This window comes from Vibrio sp. OPT41 (assembly GCF_015163595.1).
Classification (GTDB): Bacteria; Pseudomonadota; Gammaproteobacteria; order Enterobacterales; family Vibrionaceae; genus Vibrio; species Vibrio alginolyticus.
Map to the genome: position 1 here is coordinate 74065 of NZ_JADDYH010000028.1, position 24484 is coordinate 98548.

Below are 24484 nucleotides of genomic sequence, written 5' to 3' on the forward strand. Positions count from 1 at the left end.
CAGAGACGGTATTGGAAGTCAGCAATGAACAAAATAAAAAGAATCGAAATTCTTGAGCGATTACGAGAAAACAATCCGAATCCTCAAACTGAGCTTAACTGGAGCTCCCCTTTTGAGCTGCTAATCGCTGTATTACTATCAGCTCAAGCAACCGATGTAAGCGTCAATAAAGCCACCGACAAGCTTTTCCCTGTAGCGAATACACCTCAAAGCATTCTTGATTTGGGAGTCGATGGCTTAAAAGAATACATAAAGACCATCGGTTTGTTTAACTCAAAGGCAGAAAACACAATCAAGACTTGTAAGATCTTGTTGGAAAAACACAATGGTGAAGTTCCTGAAGATCGTGCAGCGTTAGAAGCGCTACCAGGCGTAGGTCGCAAGACCGCAAACGTCGTGCTCAACACCGCTTTTGGTTGGCCAACCATTGCCGTCGATACGCACATTTATCGCGTGTCGAATCGTACTAAGTTTGCAATGGGCAAAACGGTTGATGATGTCGAGCAAAAGCTATTAAAAGTTGTGCCAAAAGAGTTCAAACTCGATGTGCACCACTGGCTCATTCTTCATGGTCGTTATACGTGCGTAGCAAGAAAGCCTCGCTGCGGTAGCTGTATTATCGAAGATTTGTGCGAATATAAAGAGAAAGTATACCCAGATAGCTAACGCTATTTGTAAATCAAAGCTAGGAGCAAAAAATGTCAAACGGTCGAATTCTCCACACTATGCTTCGCGTAGGTGATCTAGACAAATCCATCAAGTTTTACACTGAAGTTATGGGCATGCAGCTGCTTCGTACTAACGAAAATAAAGAGTACGAATACACGCTAGCGTTTCTTGGTTATGGTGACGAATCCCAAGGTGCAGTGATCGAACTGACTTACAACTGGGGTAAAACTGAGTATGACCTAGGTACTGCTTTTGGTCATATCGCCATTGGTGTTGATGATATCTACACAACTTGCGACGCTATCAAAGCGGCGGGCGGTAATGTGACTCGTGAGCCAGGTCCAGTAAAAGGCGGAAGCACGCACATTGCATTCGTAAAAGACCCAGATGGTTATATGATTGAGCTTATTCAAAACAAGCAAGCTTCAGCAGGTCTTGAAGGCTAAGCGGCACTTCTAATAATCACTTGTACTGCAAGTTGAACTCCGATTACAGGCAGGTCTGCGATCTGCCTGTCCTTTTATAAACAAAACTCTTTACTTGATAATAGTTATCGTTTAGATTTATCCGCAACTTCGATATGCGGGATTACGATAATGATCAGTGAATGGGAAAAACACACACTTCTAGCCGATACGGCACTTCAACTAGATGACCCTGTTCGCAGCATTCTTCATTACCAGCAAGCCCTAAGCCTGAGTGAAGATATCAGCGAATGTGTGGAAATTGAGGCGGACGAGCGATTATTAATTTCTGTGATTTCTTGTCATAACTTAGCTCAGTTCTGGCGTTGGGCTGGAGATACTGACTATGAACTCAAATACCTTCAACTGGCCTCTGAGAAAGTCTTAACACTTATCCCACAATGCCCAAATAAAGAGTGTGCAAGCTTTATCGACTCGATAGGATGCTGTACTAAGGCGTTGATAGACTTTATGAAGCGTCACCCTAATCCGGCTATTGCCAAACAGGTTGAAAAAATAGATACCGCAACCAATTGCGAAGTCATTGCCAAATTCCGCTTAAACTAACATTCAAATTATACAGCAAGAATCACCGAAAGGTGCTTGGCAAAATACCACTAAAATATTATTAACAACGTCAGTAAATCAAAAACGCCGAAGCTTTCAGCTTCGGCGTTTTTATATGCATCACACTTGGGTTCGCCCTAGAGATATCACGACTCGGCGGTTTTTGTCTTTTCCTATTGGCGAACCGTTATCTGCAATAGGACGACGCTTGCCGTACCCTTGCACTTGAATTCGATCTTCCGGTAGCCCTAGAGACTGAAAGTAATCACGAAGTGACTCTGCACGTCGCTCTGATAAACTTTGACTCGCACTTTTACCATCGGTTGAATCTGTGTACGTCGCCACCAGCACGAGATCGATATCTTGATTATGTCGGATATAATCTGCAATTTGTGATAAACGCTTTTTAGAAGCCTTGGTTAACTGATCACCTTGTCTTTCGTAGTGCAAAATCGTAAAAGCAATGTCCTCGAAACTGTATTTCAATAAGTTGGAAATACAGTCGCTAAACGCGTTGTACTTGTTTTGAAACAGTACTGATGACAATGCGACTTCAATTCTCTGATCTCGGCTCTGCCAATCTTGGTAACTAAAAGTCGGATAACGGCCTTTTTCCAGCTCAGACAACATACCCCATGCTGTTTGCCCTCCGACATAACCATCAAACTGTTTAAAAAACTTTAGGTTTGTAATTCGATCGGCGTGTTCACCTGGTCGCCAAGGTGGCGGCATAGAAATGAGACTGACGTTACGTGTTTCTCCCATCGGACGACGCATTTTTAACTCAAAGTCTAAATTGATTTTTTTATTTGCACGAGATGAAAATACCGCATCTCCAAAGCTTGGAATGGGGTGTACAAGCTGACATTCTAGTGGTGTATTGACCACCATTTCCCATTGAGATTGCTGTGGAGTTGCAGCATAACGTTTGCCCATCAAAGCGAAGCTGCTTGTGCTAAACAACGAAAATACAACACCACTGGTAATCAGCCATTTCTTCATCTAATACTGTCTCTTAAACGGCAGTCTGTTGCCGTCAATTTGCATCAATAAAATTACTTCAACCGGCATGCAAAAATCTCGCCAATATAGGGTTATCTGTCACACTGCCATTAATGTGAGCCACCGTGTTCCAATCACCTTAACCGCCACTTAGCGTTTTACTTCCTCATGTTTTATCGGTTTACATGATGCAAAGTATGGCGAATAAACGTCTACATAATATGCAATACAAACTTATTGATTGGATGCAAAATAGAATTCCGGTTTTCTCTTAAATTGCGGTTTTTCTCATCGGTATAATCTGCAATAATGCAGCCTTCGTCACACAAAAATAAGCCAACATGACACTAGAAAATGAAGCTCTAACCTTGAAAAAACGCTTTCGTGGTTATTTCCCTGTGGTAGTAGACGTTGAGACCGCTGGTTTCAATGCTCAAACTGATGCACTTTTAGAAATCTGTGCCGTTACGTTGAAAATGGACGAACATGGCGTGTTGCATCCGGCCTCCACCATTCATTTTCATGTGGAACCATTTGAAGGCGCTAACTTAGAAAAAGAAGCGCTTGAATTCAATGGTATTCGTGACCCTTTCAGCCCTCTTCGAGGTGCTGTTTCTGAGCAAGAGGCGCTAAAGGAAATTTATAAGCTTATTCGCAAAGAACAAAAAGCCGCAGATTGCTCACGTGCAATTATGGTTGCTCATAACGCAGCATTCGACTTGGGTTTTGTAAATGCGGCAAATGAACGCTGTAAACTAAAAAGAGTCCCTTTTCATCCCTTTGCTACTTTTGATACGGCTACATTAAGTGGCCTTGCTTATGGCCAAACAGTTCTCGCTAAAGCATGCAAAACAGCCGGGATGGAATTTGATAACCGTGAAGCACACTCTGCGCTTTACGATACACAAAAAACAGCAGAATTATTCTGCGGTATTGTCAACAAATGGAAGGCCCTCGGCGGTTGGCCGCTTGTCGACGAAGAATAATAAGTAAACACAACATATTAGGAAAAGTATGAATCCTGTCGTTATATCAGTGTGCGTCATGCTCGTGTTAGCATTGATGCGCGTAAACGTGGTGGTTGCCCTCACGTTTAGTGCCATCGTAGGCGGCCTAGTCGCAGGCATGAGCCTTGGGGATACGGTTGCCGCATTTGAAAGTGGTCTAGGTGGCGGTGCAACTATCGCGCTAAGCTACGCCATGTTAGGTACTTTCGCTGTTGCCATCTCAAAATCAGGCATCACGGATCTACTGGCCAAAAGTGTTATCAAGCGCTTAAATGGTAAAGAAAACTCGGCGTCAACTACCGGGTTAAAGTACGCGGTGTTAGTCGCGCTCGTTCTTGTCACTATGTCATCTCAGAACGTAATTCCGGTCCATATCGCCTTTATTCCAATTTTGATTCCACCTCTTTTGGGCGTATTTGCGAAACTTAAACTCGACCGACGTTTGGTCGCGTGTGTTCTTACCTTCGGTTTGATCACACCTTACATGATCTTACCTGTTGGTTTCGGCGGTATTTTCTTAAACAACATTCTATTAAAGAACCTACATGACAACGGTTTGGAAAACGTGGTTGCAAGCCAAGTCCCAACCGCCATGTTACTGCCAGGTGCAGGAATGCTGTTTGGTCTATTACTGGCTATCTTTGTGAGCTATCGTAAACCGCGTGTCTACAAAGAAACTGAGTTGACTGTCGTTGACGAAACCGATCACGTCATCAATAAAAAGCACATCTTAGTTGCGGCACTTGGTATTGTCGCTGCTTTGGGTGTTCAGCTTTACACGGGTTCAATGATTATCGGTGCTCTAGCTGGCTTTATGGTGTTCACTTTCGGCGGCGTTATCGCATGGAAAGAGACGCACGACGTGTTCACTAAAGGTGTACACATGATGGCAATGATTGGCTTCATCATGATTGCAGCGGCAGGTTTTGCAGCAGTAATGAAGCAAACTGGCGGTGTTGAAACACTAGTACAATCGCTATCAACCAGCATCGGTGACAATAAGCCTCTAGCTGCACTACTGATGCTGATCGTTGGTCTATTAGTAACAATGGGCATTGGTTCATCGTTCTCTACGATTCCAATCCTTGCAACTATCTATGTTCCTCTTGCGCTAGCATTCGGCTTCTCGCCGATGGCAACGATTGCACTGGTAGGTACTGCAGCTGCGTTAGGTGATGCAGGCTCTCCAGCTTCTGACTCTACATTAGGCCCTACATCTGGTCTAAATGCCGACGGTCAACATGAGCACATTTGGGAAACAGTCGTTCCAACCTTTATCCATTACAATATCCCTCTAATCATCTTTGGTTGGATTGCAGCAATGGTGCTTTAATACTATTGTTTGGATGGATATACATTTAGTTACGAAAAAGCCGCTCAATGAGCGGCTTTTTGTTATTCATAACTGAGGTTATTGCGCTGGCATATTGTCAATAATACGCTCACGAATCAGCTTCAAGGTTGGTTCTGTCGACAGGTAATCGATGGCAATCGGAAAATAAGCGTCGTTAATTTTAAGAACCAAGCTAGGGTAAGAGTTCACACCTAGGCTCTTTGCAAGGCTCAATTGATCTTCGAACACACCCTCTAAGAAAGAGCCGTCCATATCATTCTTGAATTGCTGAACATTCAAGCCAATTTCTCTCGCTAGTTGCAAGTGAGTGGCTTCTTCATGAGGAGGCATCGCACGTAAGTAATACGCATGCTGAATCGCTTCTAGCATCTGCTCATAAGAATCTTGAAAGCCCGCTGCAATAACCGCACGACAAGATTGGTAAGTGCTTCTAACTGGCGTACAAAGCTTCCAGAAATCGTAGTTAAACTTAGTGCCTAACTGGCGCTCAATCTGCTTCCAAATACCTTCGAGTTTTTGTTGCATCTCGGGCGGCATCGGTAAATTAGTATCTGGCGCAAGACCACCAACCACATACTCAAACTGAATCACACCTGGCAGTTGCTGTTTTAGTTTATCCAGCGTTGGTTTGTAACCCCAACACCAACTGCACATTGGGTCATGCACGTAGTAAAGCTTTATATCCACTTTAATTTTTTAACCTATAAAATCAATTAGTTAAATGAAACAAGAATAATAAATGGCGATAAAGTGGCGACACATTTAAATCTTATTGCTTGGTTTCTGCTTAAGAGTTAACGAGTTTTGCTTGTAACCCTGATAACAATATAGGTCCAGCACTCACTCGTTCCCCTCTTCTTCATCAACACGTAAACAGCGGTTTTGTCCCGTTAACTGCACAGTGATTTTGACATCTGAGTTTAATTATACCGTCTCATAAATTGAAAAACTGCTTTATCTTAATAATTCGCTCTAAAGCCTTATAGAGTAAGGCTCTACGCCCTCTTAATCAGATCTTATCTTCGCTCACCTGATCATCTACATTTCTCACAAAATTCTGAACAACACTTATTTTTCATGCACTTACAAAAGTCACCTTGATCTTTCCAGATCATTAAAATTGGAATTTACTGAAAATATTTTCAATCTTTGAAATTTTCAAAACATTCTCAGTCTAGGCTCTAAGTAGCTCTATACTCTCGCAAGCCCCGCTATATATATGGTTTCCCATGAGACACTCTAGGAACTCTCCCCACTAAATTTCAGTACACAAAAACTGAAAAAAAACTGATCGAAAAACCTCGCAGGCGGGTGAGGAGAGTGCGGATTTTGTCATCCGCTCAGTGTGTCCCGTGAGTTCATAACCGTTCATCGCCATATGACTTGTAGCTTTAGTTTGAGGCCAACATAAAAAAACGCAGCCGTATGGCTGCGTTGATTGTGTGAAAATCAAGTTCTTTATGTGTGCTAATATGCCTTAAACTTGCTTTCATCATCACCTTGTCCTACGGACTGCATTTCAGAGCAGCTCCATAGCAGCTCAAATTGGTTCAGATCTTCATCGTCTTCGGGAAGAACAATGGTTGAATCTTGAATAACTAGCTTCACGCAACTTGATTGTTTAGTTGGGATACAGTGGTAAAGCTCAGCAACTTTTTTATCATCTTCGACTCCCCCAAGCACAAGCGTTGAAGCGTCTAGAATGAGACACTGGCAAGGTACAAAGTCCGGCAATGCCCCAAACTTAGTTTCTAGATTATTCAATAACTCCGTATCTAAACTATCTCTCTTCAAGCAACCAACGATAGCAAACTGGTAATTTTTCGATTTTCTAACCACCTTACCAGAGAGCCAAGGTTTGTGGTCTTCGTTGACAATTTCTACCCACCAATTCCAGTCCTCAAACATTTTATAGATCTTCTTATTTTGAGTGCTTTTTTTAAAAGCGAGATACAAACCCACCACTACAAATGCTGCAGCTACTAGAGTACTGATTGTCATCCCCTTTCCCCTACTTAATGGTTCTTTAAATACAAAAATAGGAAAGAGAATAACAATAATTTCAAACAGTTATTATTCTTAATGGAGTATTCCAGCGAATCTCCCTACAAAATGGTTATTTTGTCTATCAAAAACATGGCATAAGAAGGTAATAAGCCTAATTAATATATGGATAACCATTGTTTAAGCTATCAACATTAAAGTCCAAGTGAGTTATCCCCCACCCGTTGGGCAACTAGCTTGTTTGTGTTATCGGTTCGAGTCTTCCCTTCAATTTCATACTAGCCTCCCCATGGCCAACAATATCATTCGCTTGGACTGGTGTTTTGGTGCTTGCTCGTCCTGGTGCTACACCGCTATGTGTATGCGTTGCTAAAGTGTCGGCCAATTCTTTAACCACCTGCATTAGCTCCGATAAAAGAATCAACACATTCTCTTGCTTAGAGCCTATCCAAGTCTTAGGTGATTGAAGCCATTGGTGCTCAGCGGCAATACTTCGGCGAAATTTTCCGATGGTCTCAATCAGTTCGCCAGCGGTAGCCGTTTGCATGTTACCCAAGCTTCCTAACACCAGATCATCTCCTGACAACAAATTAATAGCGCCAAGCGCTTCAATAAGCTTCTTACCATTCACTTCTTCAGTACTGTGCTCATTTACAAAAAGCTGATGCTGGCCAAACTCACCTTTATACCGTTCAAATTGGTCTAACTTACCAAACGCTCTCTGATTTTGAGTTTGGTCAGTCTGTAGTGTTGTATTTCCTGCGGCATCGACTCGATAACTCACTTCTTCACGTTGTTGTTGTAGTTGTTCACCAGGCTCTATTGAGGGAAGCGCATATTCACGTCCATAAACGCCACGTATGATGGGCCTATCGCTTCGACCATAAGCGAAAGCAATTTCAACCAATGTTCCTTCTAATGGATACGCTAACAATCCGGACTCATGTCCGCTCATGTTAACCGGCAGTGGAATCGAGCGATAAACCGGTACGTTACTATCTGGTTGCAAGTTCTCATCTAGAACTTGCACATCAACAGAGAGTCTTGGCCGAAATGGGTCAGATACTTTACCCGCCGTCGCACTGTCTCTGACCATTTCGACTCGCCCGAACTTTGGCAAGTGAAAGCCTGCTGTTAATTCAGGAAAATGCTGTAGTGTTTCTCGCATTTTAGGTATGACTTCAGACTGCTCAGCTTTCCAATACGCCGTCATATCATCCTGTATTAAGTCAACCCGATTGACTCGCTTACCATTCACAACACGACCTGGTCTAAGCATAGGAAACGGAACAAAGGTGGCACTGTTACCATTTTGGCGACTCGTAAACTCTTCAGGTAATGGCATTGGTTTGTCGTTGAAATGGCTATCTTGATAGGAGCCAAAATAAACCACCTGGTCAGTATGTTGAAACCACACACAGTCAGGAATAGAAAAAGCCTTAGCGACCTGATCTAAACATTGATAACCCGTTCCCTGGCAAACAAAGTTTGGGATCGCGGTCTTCATGTATTCTTTATTAGGTAGATTAAACTCGAGACCAGTAAGGTGAGAGAGCGCATCAATAACTTGCTCGGCATTTGGATGCTCTAAACTGAGAGACCAACGTTTACTCAAAATACCTGTCAGTTCTTTTACTGTGACTTTTTGGTAGCCATTGACTGTAGATTGGATTTTATCAACATAGCCCTCAAACCAAGGCGACGTTTTGTTTTCATATCCAATATCAAAACGCACCGGCTCGAATAATTTCAAGGGTTGTGTAGCTTCAATTTCAAAGATGGCCGCACTACCCAAAGAAAGCTTTAAGCTCACCATGTTACTTGCCAATTTGACTTCTTCGCCGCTTATATACAAGCGCTTCTCTAACTTCATTGAGTCGCCTCCTCTGCGGTGATGAGTGCCTGTTTCAAGCGAGTATTCTCTCGCTGCTCTGGCTTGCTTTGCGCTTTAATCCGCTGCTCTTTTTGCTCGGCGACACTGTTGTACTCCCGAAGCTCAAAAGATACATTCCAGGCCTGTAGAGTTTCATGTTCTCTTGCTTGAATACGCCCAGTGAACTTCACATTGCGAATTTTAAGTGCGAGCGCAATGTCATTGCCGATTCGATAAATACGTCTAGCATTCGCCTCATCTTTGTCCGAAGCAAACGCATAAAGTTGGGTCAGTGTGTCTATACGAATGAATGGAACACGACCACTAAAGGTAAGCTTTTTGCCTTTGTCACCTTGCTCTGCCACATCGGTACCAGAAGACTGCCCACTCATGTCCTGGTCTTTAAACTCCATGGACACTTCAACCGTCATCGAGTCTAAGTTAATTGGCACACCATCTAGAGCTAGCATAATAGCTCCTCAAAAAACGTCATAGGTTCATAACTAAGCAATAAGCTTGCTAATGTAAATTGATGATTGTTGGGCGTACCCGCTTGATTCAATCGTGTTGCTATACTTTCCGCATTGCCCTCCACGGATAACGCATAGATACTTCCTTTTAGGTTCTTCAGGGCGTTGAGCTGAGCCTTGATTTCTTCCATCTTTTTATTGCGTTTCGCTGCTAGTAACTGCAACTTGTCAATTACGTCATGGTCATCGTCTGCTAATGACTCTAGCGTAGCTACTTGGGCACCTTGCCAATGTAAAGCATCATGTAATGGGTTAGCGTTGAGTAAAGCCATCGGCTTAAAGCGTGGTAGAGCGATCGCTGCAGGTTGATGGAACTTATCAACGTCATTGGTATTTAAAGCATGACTTTGCCTAGCTACTTGGCACCACTCAGGCATTGGAAACAATGATGTAAGCTCAATGAGCTGCCGAGAGAATTGGTTCAATTGAGAGGCCGTTACCATTATCGCAATACCGTGAAGATGGCCATTTGGTCGGTACCTATCAGCGTAATCCCGCAGCTTATTAGATAACGTTTTAATTGCAGTACTAGGATTGAGGTAACACCCCGAGTCCAAACGGGTCCCCACTTGAAACTGATATGGCGACACTGTAAGTACGGTTCCTGAGACAAGTAAGGGTTGAAGTTCACTACGCAGCTTAAGCAAAGCGCTCGCCTCTTCACTTAAAGAGTGACGCCCGTAATTGGCGTCACTTGTATGGTTGGTTAACCGGTTAATCGCTTCATTCATTACGGCGCCGACTGCGTCTGTCACTGACTCAGCCTTGGTTTGAATATTCTGCGAGTAACTTGGCCAGTTTAATTGGGATAAGTGCCAAGTCATAAGCGGCCTTCAATTGTCATGGATTTCTCTGTAGGGCGTTGTGGTCGAATGGCCATCGTTACTACACCGTCCTTTACATAGTCGCGTAGTGCTCTCCGGTAACTTCTCCAAACTGAAGCAGTTAGCGTAGAACGAGGGTCGGAGTCTTCATGTAATGTGACTTGTCTATCCACATAAACCATTTCATGTGCCACCCACTGATTTTCTGCTTCAGCAAAAATGGCTGGCTCTTCTTGACCAGAAACTGCATCTGGATATGTCCATATGCCATTTGATTGTAAGACAGCGGGCAACTTTTCGGGTGGTGAAGGGATCTCTATCCATCCATGCGGAGGGGTACCTCCGACAACTTGAAAGCACCCTGTTCCCACTAATCCATATATTTGCTCGTTATCCATGCCTTACACCTTAACGCCCACAATCTTTCTCAAATAATGCTCACCTGAATAGGCGGTCACACCATCGTATTTTAGAGAAGTACCACCTCTAACCGATTGAACTTCCTTACATGTCAAGGTAAACCCGTACTTGCCATCACTCTGCAAGATGATATAAAACTGGCCCAGCTCCATTGCTAATTGCACATCAACAATCGCGCTAAGACTTAGCCCTGACGCCGCTGCATAACCACCTTCGGCTGTCACTATCAAGAAATCGAAGTTCGTAATAGGCTCTGACGTTTTTAGCTTCGTATCACCTGGCGCTCTTCCATTCCATAAAATTGACCGCTTTGTATTTGATTTACTACTGAGTGCTTCTTGTAAACCTCGAATAGTAGAAATAGCTTGAGTGCCCGTATGATTAGCTCGGTTCTTTAAGTATGCGTCTGTTTGATTTTTCGTAGCTTGAGTGGCAACTCCATCGAGCTTTTTCTTATCTGCTGCCGTCATTACCCCTGCATGAGATGTCGTCACCGCACTTAAAACCGCATCTTTACCCGTAGAACTCTTGATCGTTTGAGTTGTGGCGTTGCGAGATGCCGTCAAGTTAGTTGCGATATTCGCTTGCGCTCCAGCTTGTATGCCATCCAGCTTCTTCTTGTCTGCTGCGGTCATAACCCCGGCGCTCGATGTTGTTGCGGCACTTAAAGTGGCATCTTTACCCGTAGAGCTATTAACCGTTTGAGAATTGGCGTTGCGAGACACGCTCAAGTTAGTTGCTACATTGACTTGAGCCCCACTCTGAATCCCGTCTAATTTTTTCTTATCGCTTGCACTCATCCAACCGGAGGCTGTTTTAGTGGCATTCTTAACATTCTTGTTGATGTATGACGCGACAGACTGAAAGACTCGCTTTGCACTCCATAGGCTACGGTATTCATCCTCACCAGCTTCAGCTTGTTGCTGAGTGATAACATCCCACACGCGCCAATCAGTAACATTGCCATGGGAGTCAATGCCAGCAAGTCGAGCGATGTAATGCTGTTGACCGTTTTCATCAACGTAATTACTGAGTTCTGTTTTTGAGCTTCTTACTGTCGCTATGTTTTCCCAACGAGAGAGTGCGCTGCCTTGGCGTACCACATCTAAGTACAAACCACATGGGATGCCATCACTGACCACCACCTCTTTTTTTGACAGCTCAACACGTAACCCTGAGACATAAACAACTCCGGGACTAACAACAAACGTGTTTGACTTTCCTTTAGCGACGACCGAGCAGCCACGAACAAAGGCCGAATGGCCATAATGGTCAAGATTCGCCAAACGTAAATCATCATCAATGCCCATTAAGCGCCCATGAAAATCTATCTGCCAAGTTCCTGGTTCAACATGAATATTTGCTATCGCTGCAGCGCCACTGTACTCCTGCGCGACGGACTTAATAGTGGTCATGTTTTCTTCTTTAGTTTCCGTGTTCTTATACACGATCAAGCCACAGGAGTTCTCAACATGCTTATCATGGAGGTAAATCGCATTGAACTTAAAACTCGGTGTGGTTGACTGAAGAATGACGGAATACACCAACGTATTACTATTAAGTCGCGCAGCCTGGTCCACTTTTTGACGATGCACGATATACGCTTCACTAGGCAGACCTAGGGCTCGGTCAATCGGTGATTCAGCGTCTAAGTTAGGAATATGAGCAAACACAAACTCGTTCATGTCTGTCGTACTACCCGTTGTAATTTTATCCACTAAATAGCGCTCAAACTGAGCAGGGATAATGGTCTGGCTCATACTGTATTATTCCTCTAGTTTTGCACTAAATAGCTGCTGACTCTGGCTGAAACAGGCCGTACGAATGTGCACCTGAATGGGATAAACGACTTCAAATCGATATCGACGGCAAGTTCTCCCATATTGCTCTATGAGCACTTGAACCAACTTGCTGTTTTGCGAGATATCGCCATCACTTAGCTCAATAGTACAAACGTCCCACTGAACTTCGTTTTGACGCTCTTTGAACTTAACGATACCAATGCCTAACCTTTCAAAAATCCGCTTGAAGCCCGCTACGCTACCTGCGTCTTTGGCGTTCACTTCTGCGTATTTCACTCGCTTTCGAAACAGTGAAAGTGGCTCACTCTCAAACCTTTTGATATCTCTATCCCATGCCATTAATTCCAATGCTTTTTCGTTACAGGTCAACGCATCCATTTGGCGAAGCGGAAATAGTAGGCTGCTCCAAACTATCCGGAAGAATGAAAAAACGCCTTTAGATAAAAAGTGAGGTTCTTTGACTTCATCCGCCGTCGTTCTTCCGTCCTGCCACCATGGGATCACAATTTCGGGTAAGCGAGGGGAATGTCGGCTTTGGTCGTAATTTCGAGACTCAGACATCCACGAGTTCCTTAACTGTGAGTGATTTCAAGCGAGGCTGTTCTAGCTTGCTGATAATGTCTTTTTGGACTTTTCCGTCTACGGTAAACCTTACCGATTCAACTTCCGTCATGTTGGTATGTATCTCAGTACCAAGCAAAGATAAGCTAAAACGATGCTCAGGTTTCGCGCGTGTCATTTCTGGGTAAGCTGCTGTTTCTCGAAAAGCCGCTCTAATCCTCTCTTCCACTTCAAGAAGTTCATTCACTTTGGTGGCGCTGTCTAAGTTCTCAGCTAAGACGACATCCGCCGTGATCTCATGTTTCGTATCGGGAATGGCTTTACAGGTAAGTACATCACCGTGACCGTGATGCCCTTTAGACATTATGTGCTCATTTAGCTGTTCAAGAACGGTTAGCGGGGTTGGTCCCACTTCCATCAAAATCAATGCTTCTGCTGAACCAGGGGTTATGTCCCCTGTATTTCTAAAATAGATGTTATCACTTCGGATCCCCGCTACGCTGGCGATGATAGAGCGATACACATCATCGATGTGCCATTCACCAGAGCTAGTAAAGGCATTTTGAATACGAAGCGCTAACTCTTCATCAGTTTCTGCGTCAGCACCGAGTACAGAGAGCCAGTCAGGTTCATTCACCGCATCAACAATGCCCGGTATCGCTTCAGGAATAATGTTGAAATACCCCGCCGGCAAGTTAAACGCGGAGCCCGCTTCAAGTGCTTCGACAAGCACCTTACCCTTTAGGTGACCAGCCTCGATGATTCCAGGCTCAATAACTTGAACTTTATACATAACGCCATCTATAGGTAGCGTTTGAATAACCGCCCCTTTCTCAATCGTCACCGCATCAGCAGCATTTGCTTTAGTTAGTGTGATGTAGCCTTGTGCTCTTTGAGCTACTTTCGGCGCGATATTGTGCTCCCATGCTTTTAGGTCCAGAGCCCAACGCTCAGCGGTTGCCACGAACATATTGGGCATAACGTGCTGAGCCAATAGATGTCTAATCAGCCAAACACATGGCGTGACCACTGCAGCGCGAACCCAACGCCAAAACGGTGACATTTCGGAGTCATTCGAAACCTTGCTACCAGCCCCCACGACTTCTTGTTTTAGTTTGGTTTCAAAGTCCTTTTCGGTAACTGGCACACCCGATTCACTTAGCACCTGAACAAAATCCGTACTTGGTCGTTTACTCATACTTTCACCTCAAGTTCCCCATATTCATAAGCCTTAGCGGTTAAGGTGATATCACCAGTTTCTGTTTCTCTTGCTGTCGCTGAACCCGGTACCACTCTTACATCTCTCTCAGCAAGTTGCTCAATTTGCACCATTACATCAGCGCGTAACGCTGGGTTTCTTTCTGCAACCAATTGGCGAGCCAATCCTGATTCCATGATCGCGTGCTTAATGTCTTGCGCGATGCTGTATAAATCACTGCACTCTTTAGGCTGTTGGCCTGCGTCCATATCCCAGCCACCCTCGACCACTTTGATATCGTTGTAGCGCTTGCGTTCTGTTAAGTCGTTACCCCACATTGAGCTCATCCCACTCGGCTAATTGGTCTGGTGTTATTCCGTTAGGGGCAGTGATATACACGTCACCAAAAGAGCTAACTCGACTAGCATCACTGTGATTGGTTGCTTTCATATTGTTCACCACTTGAGGAGGCAATCGTGGCTCGTTGCTCTTCCCTTTGTATTCGATAAACGGTTGAGGCGATTGAGTATCTAGATTTGGAGCTTCAACGTTGATGCTTGGCTGAGAAATAACCTGGCTTTCTGCAATTTTGAACGGCGCCATTTGCTCTGGCTCATATCCATAAACGTCTTGGTTCGTCGCTATCGCAGACTCGTAACTCATTTGAGGTTGAAGTAGTTCTAATTGCTTAACTTCTGACGCATCACCCGGAGTTAGGTTCTGTGATATAGGAGTACTGTGTTCAGCTTGGACGGCCGTTGTCATCTCTGGCGTTTCAATTTGGCTCCCCAGTTCAATATCAACACCTGGGATCATATTGAGTAAATCAACGAGCCCTTCGATAGCATGAGCAATAACATCAAACCAAGCCGTATCTTTAAACGCGGAGGTTAAGTCGTCCCACCAATAAATTGCCGCAGCAATACCACCTATAAGCAGCGCTATACCAGCGACAACCCAAGTTAGCGGGTTGGCCCAAAGCGCGGCGTTAAATAGCCATGCAGCAGCAGTACTCGCCAGCGTACTAATACGCAGTAGTTTCATGATGCTATTTAAACTCGTCATGGTAACCGTCCAACCAGCAGACATCATTTGCCCGATCCCCATGGCAAGCGACAATGTTGCAATCACCCCGCCAAGAGACAGGCCTGCGATAGCGACATAGCCAAGAATTTCAGCAAGCCAAGGAAATTGGTCCGTCCAACCAACAATCACCATTAAGCCGTCAGCCATGGTGCCTACAACTGAATTGATTGAAGGAAGAATCGCACCAAATACCGCAGCACGAACCGCAAACCATGCCGCTTCTAACCGTTCCCACTGATCTGTCATGGTGCTGGCCATTTGCTCAGCCTTCGACATTCCCTCGATTTGACCAAGTTGGTCAATACTGCCTGCGAGTCCTTCAGTATCAGCCATTAATAACTTAATCATGCTAACGGCTTCTTCTGAGCCGAATGCCTTTTTCAAATCAGCCGCTTCAGCAACACTTAAGGTGTCACCATATTTACCTTTCAATTGTTCAAGAATATCTAGTATAGGCAGCATCTGACCTTGGCTATCGGTAAACGACAAATTGAGCTTATCTTGAGCGTTGGCCACACCCGCTAAGAATGCTTTGTATTTGGTACCCGCTTCGCTGCCACTCATGGTTGATTGAAGGGTGCCTAAAATCGCCATCTGCTCTTCGATAGCAACTCCTGCACTGGTCGCATTCGCTCCGATGCTAGTGAAAGCACTACTCATGCCTGCGCCTGTAGTCTTAAACATTTCAACAGACTGCGCAGTCATGCCGGCAATTTGTTTGGACCAAATTCCAACCCCAATTTCATCAGCTTGATTTTTGAAAACACCATACATGGTGCCCATATAATCCGTAATGGTTGCTGTATCAGCCTTAGTCGCAGCAGCTAAAACGGCAGAGCTTTTGGTGATGTCAGAAAGGTTGTCTCCATCAATATCACCAAATGCTGACTTGATATCATATGAGGCGCCGACAATATCTGTGGCGGATTTCCCGTACTGTGCCGATGTCCAAAGCGCGGTCTTTGAAAGCTTCGTGAGATCCTCATCCAGAACCCCTAACGACTTCACTTCGCCTAGCTTTCTATCCATTTCAATCGCTGGCATCAGCGCATTTTGAATAGCAAAGCCCGTGGCGACTAAACCCGCACCACCTGCCGCCATGTTTTGCATGCCTTGCTTACCAGCATCCATCGAAGCTTGTACTTCTTTAGTAATCCCCTGCAACGGCTTGGTGACTTGATCAACCAACGCTATGTGCATCAACAGTTTTTCCATGCTCATCGCGTAATACTCACTCGCTCTTTATGTCTGTTAATGACTAAACAGTCGGCTGATAGCACTCATTACCGCTCTTTCTTCGCGTTCGAACTGGTGTTTGTCCAGCCAGATAGCGCGACTTAAACTTCTTTCGTCGTCTGGCTCACTCGGCAAAAAATGACGACGAAGGGCAAAGGCTTGTTCCAAAGGATTATCTTCAATCCGCTTTGCCCTATCTGTTATTTTTTTAGTGTGATTTCGATACCACCTTTAGAAGCGTTACTGACCGTGGCATAAAGCTCGATAGTTAAGCCAGGAACGCTATCAAGTAACTCAGTGAGCTCATCTTTTTGCTCTGGGTTTACGGTACGCGTTAAGTACGTATAGGCAGGCGCGACTTTGTTGTTAGGCATCATGTCATTGGTATAGTTATTTGCATCCTGTACCGTTGGCGTAAATACGAAGTCAGTGCCACCGATAGCGACTACGACAGGTTTTGATGTAAAGGTAGGTTTAGTCATTTTTACTTCTCTTCTTGTTTTCGTGCCTAGCACGCCATTGCAAATAATCTTCAATCTGGTTATCACACTCAGTCAGTGCGTTTTTCAGCTTGGGAATGTCGTCGGTAACCACTTCTGGCCATGTCCCTTGAACTTGTGGTTTTGAACAGGGCACCAACATTCCAGCAGGTGGCAATTTCATGAACACCTGCGTTGCGACGGTTTCAGTAGGGTTCGCGCAGGCGGTCAGTAACAGTGGCAGGGATATGGCACTGAACGTTTGCCAGCTCTGTTTTAAGTGCTGCCAGGTCTGCATTGAGTTTTTCCTCTGCTGCTATGTGTTGCCGTTGCCGCTGAACTAACATGTTGTTAGCTTGCTCACTTTCACCCTTCAAAAATTCAATGGTGGTTAAGTTGATTTGGTTGTCTGCTTCTGCCTTGGTGAGCTTTTCACTTAATGTGGTTTTCTCTGCTTTGACGGTATGAAGCTGCAGCTTCAGCACCGCGATGGTCGTCACCAACACCGCAAGACCAATCCACTTAATCCATTTCCATGCAGCGATCACGTTCTAATCCTCTTCGAGTGACGAGTCCTTTAAGTACAACGCCCTGACTCTTTACCCACTCCGTAATGTGACCGCAGGCTTTGGGATAATTGCCATGTTTGATTGCTGCGTAAATCCGAGTGTCAGAGCCGTCCTTATTTTTGCGAAACTTGGTACACCCGAAGTTGAAAACAAAGCTGGTAAATGCGTCAAATTGACCCGTGCTCATTTGCGCTCCTGAAATCCTTTCTGCATTGGTCACACATCGTTCGGCCGATTGAATATTTTTCACCCAGTCGATCGCGACTTGCTCCAATGTGATTGGCGTATCTGGCACACCATGAGTATTCCCAATCCCATTCGTAGGAATACCTCCCGGGCAAACGTAAGGGTTCTGCCGGCATCCCTCGGCATCACCAATCAACTTCAGTCCTTTAGGGGTGATGCGCAGCGCTCCTAAGTCTCGTTCCGATACCACAACTTGCCCAATGGGCTGCGTCAATTCAGGTCCATAAACAGCCGTACCACCTGTTACCAAGCCGATCACAGCGACTACAGAACAAATGATCCGCTTAGTCAGTTTCACTCAGTGCTACTCCTTTTTCGCTAGCAATACGTTGCATTGCTCGCTTGTGCCAATAGTTCAATCCCAGTGCTGCAAGGCCAATCACTAGTGATAAAATGAAATACCACTGCTCAAATGTCAGCTTGCTGAAAGTCATTCCTGCCAATGACACAAGGTAAGCAACTCCACTGGTTAATTTGTCGAACCAATCTTTCATATCGTTACTCCAACTTAGCCTGGCAAGGGGCGCAAAACTGGCATCCCGCTATCGCTATCTGACGCCCTTCAGGGATAGGGTCACCACATTCAAGGCATTCTTTTGCACTCTCTTGTTCGCTTGTCTGCATAGACTGTTTAAGCTGGTTTGCGATTGCCATTTCAGTAAACTTGGTTTCGTTACTACTAGCATGGTCGATAAAGTCAGGCATTCGTTCTCTCTCTGATAGGCTTAAAGCAAACCGCGGGTATCATCATTACTTAGGTATGAGATGCCATTAATGCGAACAAAGTGAGGGCTCGTCACAAAGCCTTTAAGCTTGCGCTTGGTTTTATCACTGCTGTTTGGATCAACACTAAGTAAATCTGAGATTTGAAGCTTCACACCAAACAGCTCTACTTTGTCTTCATCATCGCCAGTATTTGCATAGAACATACAGTCGTGTGGCTTAATACCGCGCCAACTGCCAGCTTCGCGAGCTTTTTGTTGAAGCTTACGGAAGTTGTTCAAGTCCAGCTCATACTCAACATCACAACTCACAGCTCCATGAGTAAATCCAGTGGGAATGCCGCGCTCTTTATCAACAGCAGACTCATCATTGATGGTTGCTGTAGCCGACTCCACATGAACCAAAATCCCCAGCATGTTTATGTCGAAGCTTCGCCCTGTATAACGAGAATTCATTGTTTACTCCCCTAGTCGTTGATTGAGCATGATGCCGATGGTGATTTTCACTGGGCACTCGTAAGGTGTAACTGCGAGTAGAATTTCAACTTCTTCACTATTAACCCATGTAATGGTGATGTCATCGTCTTGAGGTGGTTTGATTTCACCAGGGAACTCGTAATCACCAATTTTTTTCACTACCGCCATTTCACGGAGGTCTTGAGTAAAATACAGCTTTGCGCTGGCTTCACTGCCTGGTGTGGAATTGAATTCTCGATCAGCAATTCGTGCAATTGCTCGTACCCGCACTTTACGTGCTGCTTTCATGGCGACACGAATGTGACGAATATCTTGATAATCACCACCAGGGACATCTAGCGTACGTCCAGTTGTCCAATATTGCCCCGGATAGTCCGGATACCACATCGGCACAGCGATTCGAGCAGCTTCTAGTGCTTTAAGTGTTGCTAGCTCTAATGGCTTTCCATCCTTATCTTTTGCTAATGCCATACTGCCGAGAATGCTGCCTGTTTTTACTCGTGCCGGTGAGTCAGCAATAGATACTTCTTGATTGGCCAACCGACCTGCATAAATGCCAACTGTAGAGTTTCCTTCGTGTACTTGTGGCACTACGGTGATGTATTCACTTGCAATGTTCTTTGGCACATTCACCGTTTGCGCTAACCACTCGGCCCATGTTTCACCGTCCTCGGAATCATTAATTCCTGGTAAGGAACAGATCATGAAAACTTCTCGTCCAAGCTTGGCTTTAAGTTCATGGCGAAATGCGACTGCATCTTCAAGAGTGGACGCTCCAGTATTTGGCTTATCCAACACAACAGCTTCAAAGCTTGATGTCTCATTGGCTTTAAAAACCGCAGCCTGCCAACTATCTGATGGGTTTAAAACGATCACACCGGCAGTCCAGTTCTGTTTCCCATTTAACTGAGCAGCTTTTAGCGTGAGCATGTGTACAGGGTCGATGTTATCGAACGCGCTGTCTGAAAAATCCGTGGTGTTATCCACCATAATTAGGTTGCGCTCTGTTCCTGCAACTGTGCCGTACACAACAAACAGAAAGTGAAATTCAACGCCCGGGATCGGTCCGCGCATCATGTTCAGAATGTTAATAATGACGGTAGGCCATGCCATGTTTAGTTGCTCCTATTTCGATTCATTTCCCGCTTGATAATCATTGCTGCCCGTTTCGGACTAATGCCTATCAATCGGCGTTCTGGGCGATCTACTTCCCACTTACGTAATGGCGTTTTATTTTCCAGATCACTAATCAGTTTTGCGGCTTCAGCGACGGTCATATTCTGAGTAATGAATTTGAGCGTTGGCTTTTTGCCTCTCTTCTGCCTGCCTTGGGGCGGAAGTCTGTAACCTAAATCGCGTAACTCTTTTGCTTGCTCTCTCGTTGCCGGGTCGGTTTTCTTTGGTTCTTTCGCTTTCTTGGCTTGCTTGAATCGCTGCTGCAATCCGCTTTCCTCTGCTTCACCGGTATGGTGAGCCAGTGCAACGGTTCCTCGTCTTGATGGCCAACCAACAACCAAAACCCGGTTATTGTCTTTTTGAAAATGCTTTAGCTTCTTAGTGAAACCTCTAAGCATTTTTCGCCTGCCGTTTTTGCGCTTTGACCACGCTTTACCGTCTGGGTCACGATGTGCTCGAATGTTTTTTTTGGTCGTTTTGGTGATGTATTTACCAAGCTCTTTCAGCACTCGGGCTCTGGCTTTTTTCTCAAGCTTTAGCAGCTCGAATTGCTCTTTAACTCGCAAATAACTGCGCTTATCGGCCCGTATCTCATACATTGCGGAGAACTACATGTGATAGCCTTTCCGCCTGCCAAATCTCGTACTCTTCAATCTTCCAGCGTTGACCATTCCAATAGATTGGCCCGTCGGGGTCTGCAGCCACTTTGACGGGTTCTTCAAACATGACTGAGACCAACACTTCGGCGTTTTTCTCATCTTCCAGTACTACGTCTACGTATGGGTCGTCTAAGTCTTCGATGCGGAAACGGTCAGAATCGTTGTCCATCAACCACGCCCCAACATTAGCGAACAGCACCGCTGGGTCGTATTCTTTGAAAGGGAATTTGTCGAAGTAGAAGTCAGCAACATAACGCTGATACAGCAGGTCAAAACCATGACCCATGTGCTTGGTTTCTAGTTTCAACTCAACCTTGCCCATTTCACATTCCATGCGCTTGGCTATCTTGTCGCCCACAACGCTGATTAAAAATGCGTTTAGGTCACGCAGCTTGTAACCTGCTTGGTATTGCGTTCTCATAGCAAATCCACCGATGAACGGTTCAGCCCTTTCATATTTCGAATAATGCGCTGGCTTTCTGAAAGTAATTCAGTGCGCACCTCTACGCTTCTGTCTGCGATGTGATCGCCCTTGTCCTTGGTATGAACAGTTGCAATGTCCGGCAGCAAATCAGCTTTGGCTCTCGCAAATACTGCTGATTCGTATTGATATACAACACGGTTTTTATCATTCATTTTCGGAAATGTAGGAACATTGCCAGCAGTTGCATGCCCCTCTTCCCGATACTTAGCTTTTAAGTCTTCGAGTTGCTGATTAACTTCCGAAACCGCATTAACTAGAGCGATAGCAATACGTTCTGAATCTTGAGCAGCAGGAATACCGCGACGCTTTTCAAAATCACCGGCATTGATGTTCGGCCAAAAACCGTCATTAGTGATTTCTGTCGCTTGATAATCCGAACCGGAAGATCCCGTAAACATCGTTATTCCTCTTTTAATAAGTGAGCCTCTAGCCACTGGGTCGACGGTATTGAGTTAGCCTATTGGCACTCTTACCTCACCAGCCGAGGCTCGGCGGCGTAGGAGCTGTTATAAATTTTTGTTGTCTTTAATCGCTCGAATACGTTGTTCTACCTGACCAATTTTGGTTTTCACCCCAATTTTGGCGTACTTCTCATGAGCACACTGCAGTAGCAACAAGGCCTTTTCCAAGGTATCTAAACAACCGATAGATGTCGGTTGCGGTTGTCCTTCTTCATTTCGAAGTAAGTGCAACCCAGCAAATCGATACCACTTGGCATGCACTTCTTCGTGTAGTCGCCATTCGCTCTCAACCTTTTCAAAAACCGCGCTGAAATAAGGCTCGATAGAATGTCCTCTGCCAGACTCTTTTTCCGCCCAAGCTAAAACTTCATCGGCGCACACGGTTGGCCAGTCACGTCGGAAGTTATCTGGTGTAGGTAAATCAAGCGCTATGGCTTTCAAGCACCAATCAATCGCGGTTTCCATGTCGTTGACATCGAACAACCAGATAACCATATTGGTGAAAATTGGGTTCTCGAATACTTCGCCTTTTGCTAGGTAAGCTTCCACGTACGGTTTGTACTTGGGCACCAAAACATCACGCTTATGTTTCACCTTGTCTTCGATAGCATTGAGCTGTTTTAGATATTTGCGGTCTTCTTCAAAATCGATCAGCTTGATGTGCAGGCTTTCGGTATTTGCACTAACACTCAACTTCGATGCAGAATGACTGACTTGATTTTCTAGAAGCTGACGACGCTGCCTTGCTAAAGGACTAGCCATTCATCACCTCTGCAGTGGCTGATTCGACGACTGAAACAGATTCGATAGCCGCGAACTTTTTAAGATTTCCCACAGCGTAACCTTCCATACGGATATGGTTTTGCTTGAAACGAAGCTCATCTTCATCGTTTTTCTGCTTACGCCACTGAGTGCCTTCTTGCGTCAGAATCTGTAGGTTCTTGGTATTGGTAACCCAAAGTTGATCAGCTGGGAAAAATGGTGGTGTGTAAGCCTTTTTGCCAGCAATTGTCTTGGCTAGGCTTTGGGCCGCTTTATGCTCTGTTGGACTATCGGCAGCCTCAAGTAAGCGGTGCTGCTCAGCCGCGACTAGATTCGACCCAACTAAAACAACGAGATCTGGGTCTTGACGATGTTCGGGAGCAATCGTCGTGTTGATTAGATCTTGCGTAAGTGAATCAAGATTCTTGTATGAATCAGTCGCAGTGCCTGTTGGGTCAAGCTTTGCTGATGCGAGTACCTGGCTAGATCTCTTCTCTTTAACAATCGTGAGCCAGCCTTTATTTACATCCTGGCCTAATGGATTTTTAATCGGGTCCGTATTAGTTGCGATAGACGTACCGTTAAAACCGACACGCAACATATCCAATGCAAAACGACGAGAAATCGCGCTTTTCATCATGCTCAACCAGTGACCTTTAGAGCCAGAGTTTGCCCATTGCGTCATAGTTTCCCAAAGGATGTGTGCTCCTGAATCTGTCTTTGTAAGCTCGTAGGTATTACCACTTTGGCCCACTTCCACGCTAAAACGTCCCGAACCAGATCGACCGGTCGAAAGGCCATCATCACCAACATCAACAACCTGACCTTTGATTTGCTGAACTGGCAGCAATGAAACCATACCTAGGAAAGCATCCGATTCCATAATTGCTTGACGTAGCTTAGTTTCCATTGGGGGCGTCAAGTTAAACGACTGTGTACCTTGCGGAGCATTTGCGGCGGATAACGTCGCTGTACAAAACTCTTGTAAATAACTGGTAGATAGTGCGTTCAGCATTAAAACATCTCCTTAGATGAGAAAGATTCACTAGCACCTGATGGATCTGGTTCCTGGTCAGGGACTTCTTGTGATAGTTCAGCAAACTTAGTTTCTAGTCCGTTCACTTTCTCAAACAACGGATTTAGCTTTTCTTCCAGCGCAGCGGAAAGCTGCTCGACCGTCGCATCTTTGCTTGCTACTTCTGGTGTTTCTGGTTGTTCAGGTGTGTTTTGCAAATTGAACTCTTCTTTTAGTTCTTGCTTAAACTCACCTTTGAAAGCAGAAAACTGCTCTTTTAGTGCGACTTTTAATTGTTCTTCGGTCACGTTGGTGCCCTCTGCTGTTGATAGCGTTTCTGGCTCTTCATCGTCAGAAGAGAAAAATTCATTGAATGCCGCAAAAAAGCGGTCTTTGCGAGTAAAGCAATCTGAAAAGTCCACCTCTTCTAAATGGCTTGCTTTGATCTCGGTGGTTTCCCCATGAACACGAGAGAATTGAAGGAGCGATGTTCCTGTGGAGGCTGGGGAGTCAGTCGCAGCTAGGCCCATTAGATAGCAACGCCCTTCCCCCTTGTAGTCGGGATTTGGCTCAATAGATGTGAAAAGTTTTTGTTTTTTACGGTTGGCTTCAAGCAGATAGTCATTCGGCTCTAGCTTGGCGAACAGACGTAATTTTCCGCCTTGTTCCTCCGCTTTTACTTCAACCACTCGGCCCCAGTTTTCACCGTAACCGTAAAATCGACGATGCTCAGGCCAAATTAGTGCGGTGTACTCATCCATCGAATAACTAGCGGCCATTTGCTCAATCCAATCACGGGTTATTTTACGCCCGTCGACGGTCGGTCCTTCTGTCGCG

Annotated in this window: 32 protein-coding genes; 5 read left to right on the forward strand and 27 right to left on the reverse strand. The window is 45.0% G+C overall.

Annotated features, from left to right (window positions below; translation table 11 throughout):
• Positions 1-24 precede the first annotated feature (24 nt).
• The 3 genes from nth (at position 25) to IQP38_RS12175 (ending at position 1700) form a co-directional block, all read left to right on the forward strand.
• Positions 25-666 (forward strand): endonuclease III, encoded by a 642-nt coding sequence (gene nth / locus IQP38_RS12165; protein WP_005380743.1) that lies wholly within the window; start codon positions 25-27, stop codon positions 664-666.
• A gap of 32 nt (positions 667-698) precedes the next feature.
• Positions 699-1115 carry a lactoylglutathione lyase gene (gene gloA / locus IQP38_RS12170; protein ID WP_005380739.1) on the forward strand — a complete coding sequence of 139 codons (417 nt, stop codon included), beginning with the start codon at positions 699-701 and terminating at the stop codon, positions 1113-1115.
• Positions 1116-1265: 150 nt separating this feature from the next.
• Positions 1266-1700: a DUF2753 domain-containing protein gene (locus IQP38_RS12175; RefSeq protein ID WP_005384886.1), complete on the forward strand. Its 435-nt coding sequence runs from the start codon at positions 1266-1268 to the stop codon at positions 1698-1700.
• Positions 1701-1820: 120 nt separating this feature from the next.
• Here the strand turns inward: IQP38_RS12175 and motY are convergent, their stop codons facing one another.
• Positions 1821-2702 (reverse strand): flagellar protein MotY, encoded by an 882-nt coding sequence (gene motY / locus IQP38_RS12180; protein ID WP_104975503.1) that lies wholly within the window; start codon positions 2700-2702, stop codon positions 1821-1823.
• 341 nt (positions 2703-3043) lie between these two features.
• Between motY and rnt the strand changes: the two genes are divergently transcribed.
• Entirely contained in the window at positions 3044-3688 is a 645-nt protein-coding gene (rnt, locus tag IQP38_RS12185; RefSeq protein WP_005384888.1) for a ribonuclease T, read from the forward strand.
• 28 nt (positions 3689-3716) lie between these two features.
• Positions 3717-5042, forward strand: coding sequence for a Na+/H+ antiporter family protein (locus tag IQP38_RS12190; protein ID WP_017821192.1), 1326 nt, complete (start codon positions 3717-3719; stop codon positions 5040-5042).
• 78 nt (positions 5043-5120) lie between these two features.
• Here the strand turns inward: IQP38_RS12190 and IQP38_RS12195 are convergent, their stop codons facing one another.
• The 26 genes from IQP38_RS12195 to IQP38_RS12315 all read right to left on the reverse strand — a co-directional run.
• Complete coding sequence (locus tag IQP38_RS12195; RefSeq protein ID WP_053304219.1) at positions 5121-5750, reverse strand: DsbA family protein; 630 nt, start codon at positions 5748-5750, stop codon at positions 5121-5123.
• A gap of 780 nt (positions 5751-6530) precedes the next feature.
• Positions 6531-7064, reverse strand: a complete 534-nt coding sequence (locus IQP38_RS12200; protein ID WP_193837607.1) for a hypothetical protein — start codon at positions 7062-7064, stop codon at positions 6531-6533.
• A 235-nt stretch (positions 7065-7299) separates the two neighbouring features.
• The gene (locus tag IQP38_RS12205; protein ID WP_193837608.1) at positions 7300-8940 is read right to left on the reverse strand and encodes a hypothetical protein; all 1641 of its coding nucleotides are present in this window, start codon (positions 8938-8940) and stop codon (positions 7300-7302) included.
• The gene (locus IQP38_RS12210; RefSeq protein ID WP_017635430.1) at positions 8937-9410 is read right to left on the reverse strand and encodes a hypothetical protein; all 474 of its coding nucleotides are present in this window, start codon (positions 9408-9410) and stop codon (positions 8937-8939) included. Before IQP38_RS12210 ends, IQP38_RS12205 begins: the two co-directional genes overlap by 4 nt.
• Complete coding sequence (locus IQP38_RS12215) at positions 9404-10294, reverse strand: hypothetical protein (RefSeq protein WP_193837609.1); 891 nt, start codon at positions 10292-10294, stop codon at positions 9404-9406. Before IQP38_RS12215 ends, IQP38_RS12210 begins: the two co-directional genes overlap by 7 nt.
• Positions 10291-10692, reverse strand: coding sequence for a hypothetical protein (locus IQP38_RS12220; protein WP_193837610.1), 402 nt, complete (start codon positions 10690-10692; stop codon positions 10291-10293). The genes IQP38_RS12215 and IQP38_RS12220 overlap by 4 nt, the downstream gene beginning before the upstream one ends.
• A gap of 3 nt (positions 10693-10695) precedes the next feature.
• Complete coding sequence (locus tag IQP38_RS12225; RefSeq protein WP_193837611.1) at positions 10696-12474, reverse strand: phage tail protein; 1779 nt, start codon at positions 12472-12474, stop codon at positions 10696-10698.
• Between the two features lie 6 nt (positions 12475-12480).
• On the reverse strand, positions 12481-13077 hold the full coding sequence (locus tag IQP38_RS12230) for a phage tail protein (RefSeq protein ID WP_042522470.1): 597 nt from the start codon (positions 13075-13077) through the stop codon (positions 12481-12483).
• Positions 13070-14275, reverse strand: coding sequence for a baseplate J/gp47 family protein (locus IQP38_RS12235; protein WP_193837612.1), 1206 nt, complete (start codon positions 14273-14275; stop codon positions 13070-13072). The genes IQP38_RS12230 and IQP38_RS12235 overlap by 8 nt, the downstream gene beginning before the upstream one ends.
• A complete protein-coding gene (locus tag IQP38_RS12240; RefSeq protein ID WP_017635436.1) occupies positions 14272-14613 on the reverse strand; it encodes a DUF2590 family protein in 342 nt (113 codons plus the stop codon). Before IQP38_RS12240 ends, IQP38_RS12235 begins: the two co-directional genes overlap by 4 nt.
• Positions 14603-16582, reverse strand: a complete 1980-nt coding sequence (locus tag IQP38_RS12245) for a phage tail tape measure protein (protein WP_193837613.1) — start codon at positions 16580-16582, stop codon at positions 14603-14605. The genes IQP38_RS12240 and IQP38_RS12245 overlap by 11 nt, the downstream gene beginning before the upstream one ends.
• Before the next feature lie 30 nt (positions 16583-16612).
• Entirely contained in the window at positions 16613-16765 is a 153-nt protein-coding gene (locus IQP38_RS27035; RefSeq protein ID WP_017821181.1) for a DUF6890 family protein, read from the reverse strand.
• Positions 16766-16797: 32 nt separating this feature from the next.
• Positions 16798-17079: a putative phage tail assembly chaperone gene (locus IQP38_RS12250; protein ID WP_017821180.1), complete on the reverse strand. Its 282-nt coding sequence runs from the start codon at positions 17077-17079 to the stop codon at positions 16798-16800.
• The gene (locus IQP38_RS12255; RefSeq protein ID WP_140337432.1) at positions 17072-17260 is read right to left on the reverse strand and encodes a hypothetical protein; all 189 of its coding nucleotides are present in this window, start codon (positions 17258-17260) and stop codon (positions 17072-17074) included. Before IQP38_RS12255 ends, IQP38_RS12250 begins: the two co-directional genes overlap by 8 nt.
• A gap of 22 nt (positions 17261-17282) precedes the next feature.
• A complete protein-coding gene (locus IQP38_RS12260) occupies positions 17283-17624 on the reverse strand; it encodes a hypothetical protein (RefSeq protein ID WP_052764199.1) in 342 nt (113 codons plus the stop codon).
• Entirely contained in the window at positions 17599-18189 is a 591-nt protein-coding gene (locus IQP38_RS12265; protein ID WP_042522473.1) for a lysozyme, read from the reverse strand. The genes IQP38_RS12260 and IQP38_RS12265 overlap by 26 nt, the downstream gene beginning before the upstream one ends.
• Complete coding sequence (locus IQP38_RS12270; RefSeq protein WP_017635442.1) at positions 18176-18385, reverse strand: HP1 family phage holin; 210 nt, start codon at positions 18383-18385, stop codon at positions 18176-18178. The genes IQP38_RS12265 and IQP38_RS12270 overlap by 14 nt, the downstream gene beginning before the upstream one ends.
• A gap of 4 nt (positions 18386-18389) precedes the next feature.
• Positions 18390-18596 (reverse strand): TraR/DksA C4-type zinc finger protein, encoded by a 207-nt coding sequence (locus IQP38_RS12275; RefSeq protein WP_017635443.1) that lies wholly within the window; start codon positions 18594-18596, stop codon positions 18390-18392.
• Between the two features lie 20 nt (positions 18597-18616).
• The gene (locus IQP38_RS12280) at positions 18617-19069 is read right to left on the reverse strand and encodes a phage protein (RefSeq protein WP_017821175.1); all 453 of its coding nucleotides are present in this window, start codon (positions 19067-19069) and stop codon (positions 18617-18619) included.
• A 3-nt stretch (positions 19070-19072) separates the two neighbouring features.
• The gene (locus IQP38_RS12285; protein ID WP_193837614.1) at positions 19073-20203 is read right to left on the reverse strand and encodes a DUF2586 domain-containing protein; all 1131 of its coding nucleotides are present in this window, start codon (positions 20201-20203) and stop codon (positions 19073-19075) included.
• Positions 20204-20205: 2 nt separating this feature from the next.
• Positions 20206-20865, reverse strand: coding sequence for a phage virion morphogenesis protein (locus IQP38_RS12290; RefSeq protein WP_193837615.1), 660 nt, complete (start codon positions 20863-20865; stop codon positions 20206-20208).
• Positions 20858-21346, reverse strand: a complete 489-nt coding sequence (locus IQP38_RS12295; protein ID WP_042522477.1) for a phage tail protein — start codon at positions 21344-21346, stop codon at positions 20858-20860. Before IQP38_RS12295 ends, IQP38_RS12290 begins: the two co-directional genes overlap by 8 nt.
• Positions 21343-21807: a head completion/stabilization protein gene (locus IQP38_RS12300; RefSeq protein ID WP_017635448.1), complete on the reverse strand. Its 465-nt coding sequence runs from the start codon at positions 21805-21807 to the stop codon at positions 21343-21345. Before IQP38_RS12300 ends, IQP38_RS12295 begins: the two co-directional genes overlap by 4 nt.
• 108 nt (positions 21808-21915) lie before the next feature.
• A complete protein-coding gene (gpM, locus tag IQP38_RS12305) occupies positions 21916-22632 on the reverse strand; it encodes a phage terminase small subunit (RefSeq protein WP_193837616.1) in 717 nt (238 codons plus the stop codon).
• Positions 22625-23647 carry a phage major capsid protein, P2 family gene (locus IQP38_RS12310; RefSeq protein WP_017821171.1) on the reverse strand — a complete coding sequence of 341 codons (1023 nt, stop codon included), beginning with the start codon at positions 23645-23647 and terminating at the stop codon, positions 22625-22627. The genes gpM and IQP38_RS12310 overlap by 8 nt, the downstream gene beginning before the upstream one ends.
• A partial coding sequence (locus IQP38_RS12315) for a GPO family capsid scaffolding protein (protein ID WP_193837617.1) occupies positions 23647-24484 on the reverse strand: 838 nt, incomplete at its 5' end. The genes IQP38_RS12315 and IQP38_RS12310, both read right to left, overlap by 1 nt.

Excerpts from the sequence above, each read along its gene's own strand:
- IQP38_RS12255 (WP_140337432.1), bottom strand. The coding sequence starts at position 17,260 with ATGAAATTGCCACCTGCTGGAATGTTGGTGCCCTGTTCAAAACCACAA.
- IQP38_RS12290 (WP_193837615.1), bottom strand. The coding sequence starts at position 20,865 with ATGTATGAGATACGGGCCGATAAGCGCAGTTATTTGCGAGTTAAAGAG.
- IQP38_RS12285 (WP_193837614.1), bottom strand. The coding sequence starts at position 20,203 with ATGGCATGGCCTACCGTCATTATTAACATTCTGAACATGATGCGCGGA.
- IQP38_RS12250 (WP_017821180.1), bottom strand. The coding sequence starts at position 17,079 with ATGACTAAACCTACCTTTACATCAAAACCTGTCGTAGTCGCTATCGGT.
- IQP38_RS12200 (WP_193837607.1), bottom strand. The coding sequence starts at position 7,064 with ATGACAATCAGTACTCTAGTAGCTGCAGCATTTGTAGTGGTGGGTTTG.
- gloA (WP_005380739.1), top strand. The coding sequence starts at position 699 with ATGTCAAACGGTCGAATTCTCCACACTATGCTTCGCGTAGGTGATCTA.
- IQP38_RS12270 (WP_017635442.1), bottom strand. The coding sequence starts at position 18,385 with ATGAAAGATTGGTTCGACAAATTAACCAGTGGAGTTGCTTACCTTGTG.
- IQP38_RS12230 (WP_042522470.1), bottom strand. The coding sequence starts at position 13,077 with ATGTCTGAGTCTCGAAATTACGACCAAAGCCGACATTCCCCTCGCTTA.
- IQP38_RS12215 (WP_193837609.1), bottom strand. The coding sequence starts at position 10,294 with ATGACTTGGCACTTATCCCAATTAAACTGGCCAAGTTACTCGCAGAAT.
- rnt (WP_005384888.1), top strand. The coding sequence starts at position 3,044 with ATGACACTAGAAAATGAAGCTCTAACCTTGAAAAAACGCTTTCGTGGT.
- IQP38_RS12310 (WP_017821171.1), bottom strand. The coding sequence starts at position 23,647 with ATGCTGAACGCACTATCTACCAGTTATTTACAAGAGTTTTGTACAGCG.
- IQP38_RS12220 (WP_193837610.1), bottom strand. The coding sequence starts at position 10,692 with ATGGATAACGAGCAAATATATGGATTAGTGGGAACAGGGTGCTTTCAA.
- IQP38_RS12175 (WP_005384886.1), top strand. The coding sequence starts at position 1,266 with ATGATCAGTGAATGGGAAAAACACACACTTCTAGCCGATACGGCACTT.
- IQP38_RS12300 (WP_017635448.1), bottom strand. The coding sequence starts at position 21,807 with ATGTTTACGGGATCTTCCGGTTCGGATTATCAAGCGACAGAAATCACT.
- IQP38_RS12210 (WP_017635430.1), bottom strand. The coding sequence starts at position 9,410 with ATGCTAGCTCTAGATGGTGTGCCAATTAACTTAGACTCGATGACGGTT.
- nth (WP_005380743.1), top strand. The coding sequence starts at position 25 with ATGAACAAAATAAAAAGAATCGAAATTCTTGAGCGATTACGAGAAAAC.
- IQP38_RS12225 (WP_193837611.1), bottom strand. The coding sequence starts at position 12,474 with ATGAGCCAGACCATTATCCCTGCTCAGTTTGAGCGCTATTTAGTGGAT.
- IQP38_RS12190 (WP_017821192.1), top strand. The coding sequence starts at position 3,717 with ATGAATCCTGTCGTTATATCAGTGTGCGTCATGCTCGTGTTAGCATTG.
- IQP38_RS12275 (WP_017635443.1), bottom strand. The coding sequence starts at position 18,596 with ATGCCTGACTTTATCGACCATGCTAGTAGTAACGAAACCAAGTTTACT.
- IQP38_RS12205 (WP_193837608.1), bottom strand. The coding sequence starts at position 8,940 with ATGAAGTTAGAGAAGCGCTTGTATATAAGCGGCGAAGAAGTCAAATTG.
- gpM (WP_193837616.1), bottom strand. The coding sequence starts at position 22,632 with ATGGCTAGTCCTTTAGCAAGGCAGCGTCGTCAGCTTCTAGAAAATCAA.
- IQP38_RS12245 (WP_193837613.1), bottom strand. The coding sequence starts at position 16,582 with ATGAGCATGGAAAAACTGTTGATGCACATAGCGTTGGTTGATCAAGTC.
- IQP38_RS12240 (WP_017635436.1), bottom strand. The coding sequence starts at position 14,613 with ATGTGGGGTAACGACTTAACAGAACGCAAGCGCTACAACGATATCAAA.
- IQP38_RS12280 (WP_017821175.1), bottom strand. The coding sequence starts at position 19,069 with ATGAATTCTCGTTATACAGGGCGAAGCTTCGACATAAACATGCTGGGG.
- motY (WP_104975503.1), bottom strand. The coding sequence starts at position 2,702 with ATGAAGAAATGGCTGATTACCAGTGGTGTTGTATTTTCGTTGTTTAGC.
- IQP38_RS12295 (WP_042522477.1), bottom strand. The coding sequence starts at position 21,346 with ATGAGAACGCAATACCAAGCAGGTTACAAGCTGCGTGACCTAAACGCA.
- IQP38_RS12235 (WP_193837612.1), bottom strand. The coding sequence starts at position 14,275 with ATGAGTAAACGACCAAGTACGGATTTTGTTCAGGTGCTAAGTGAATCG.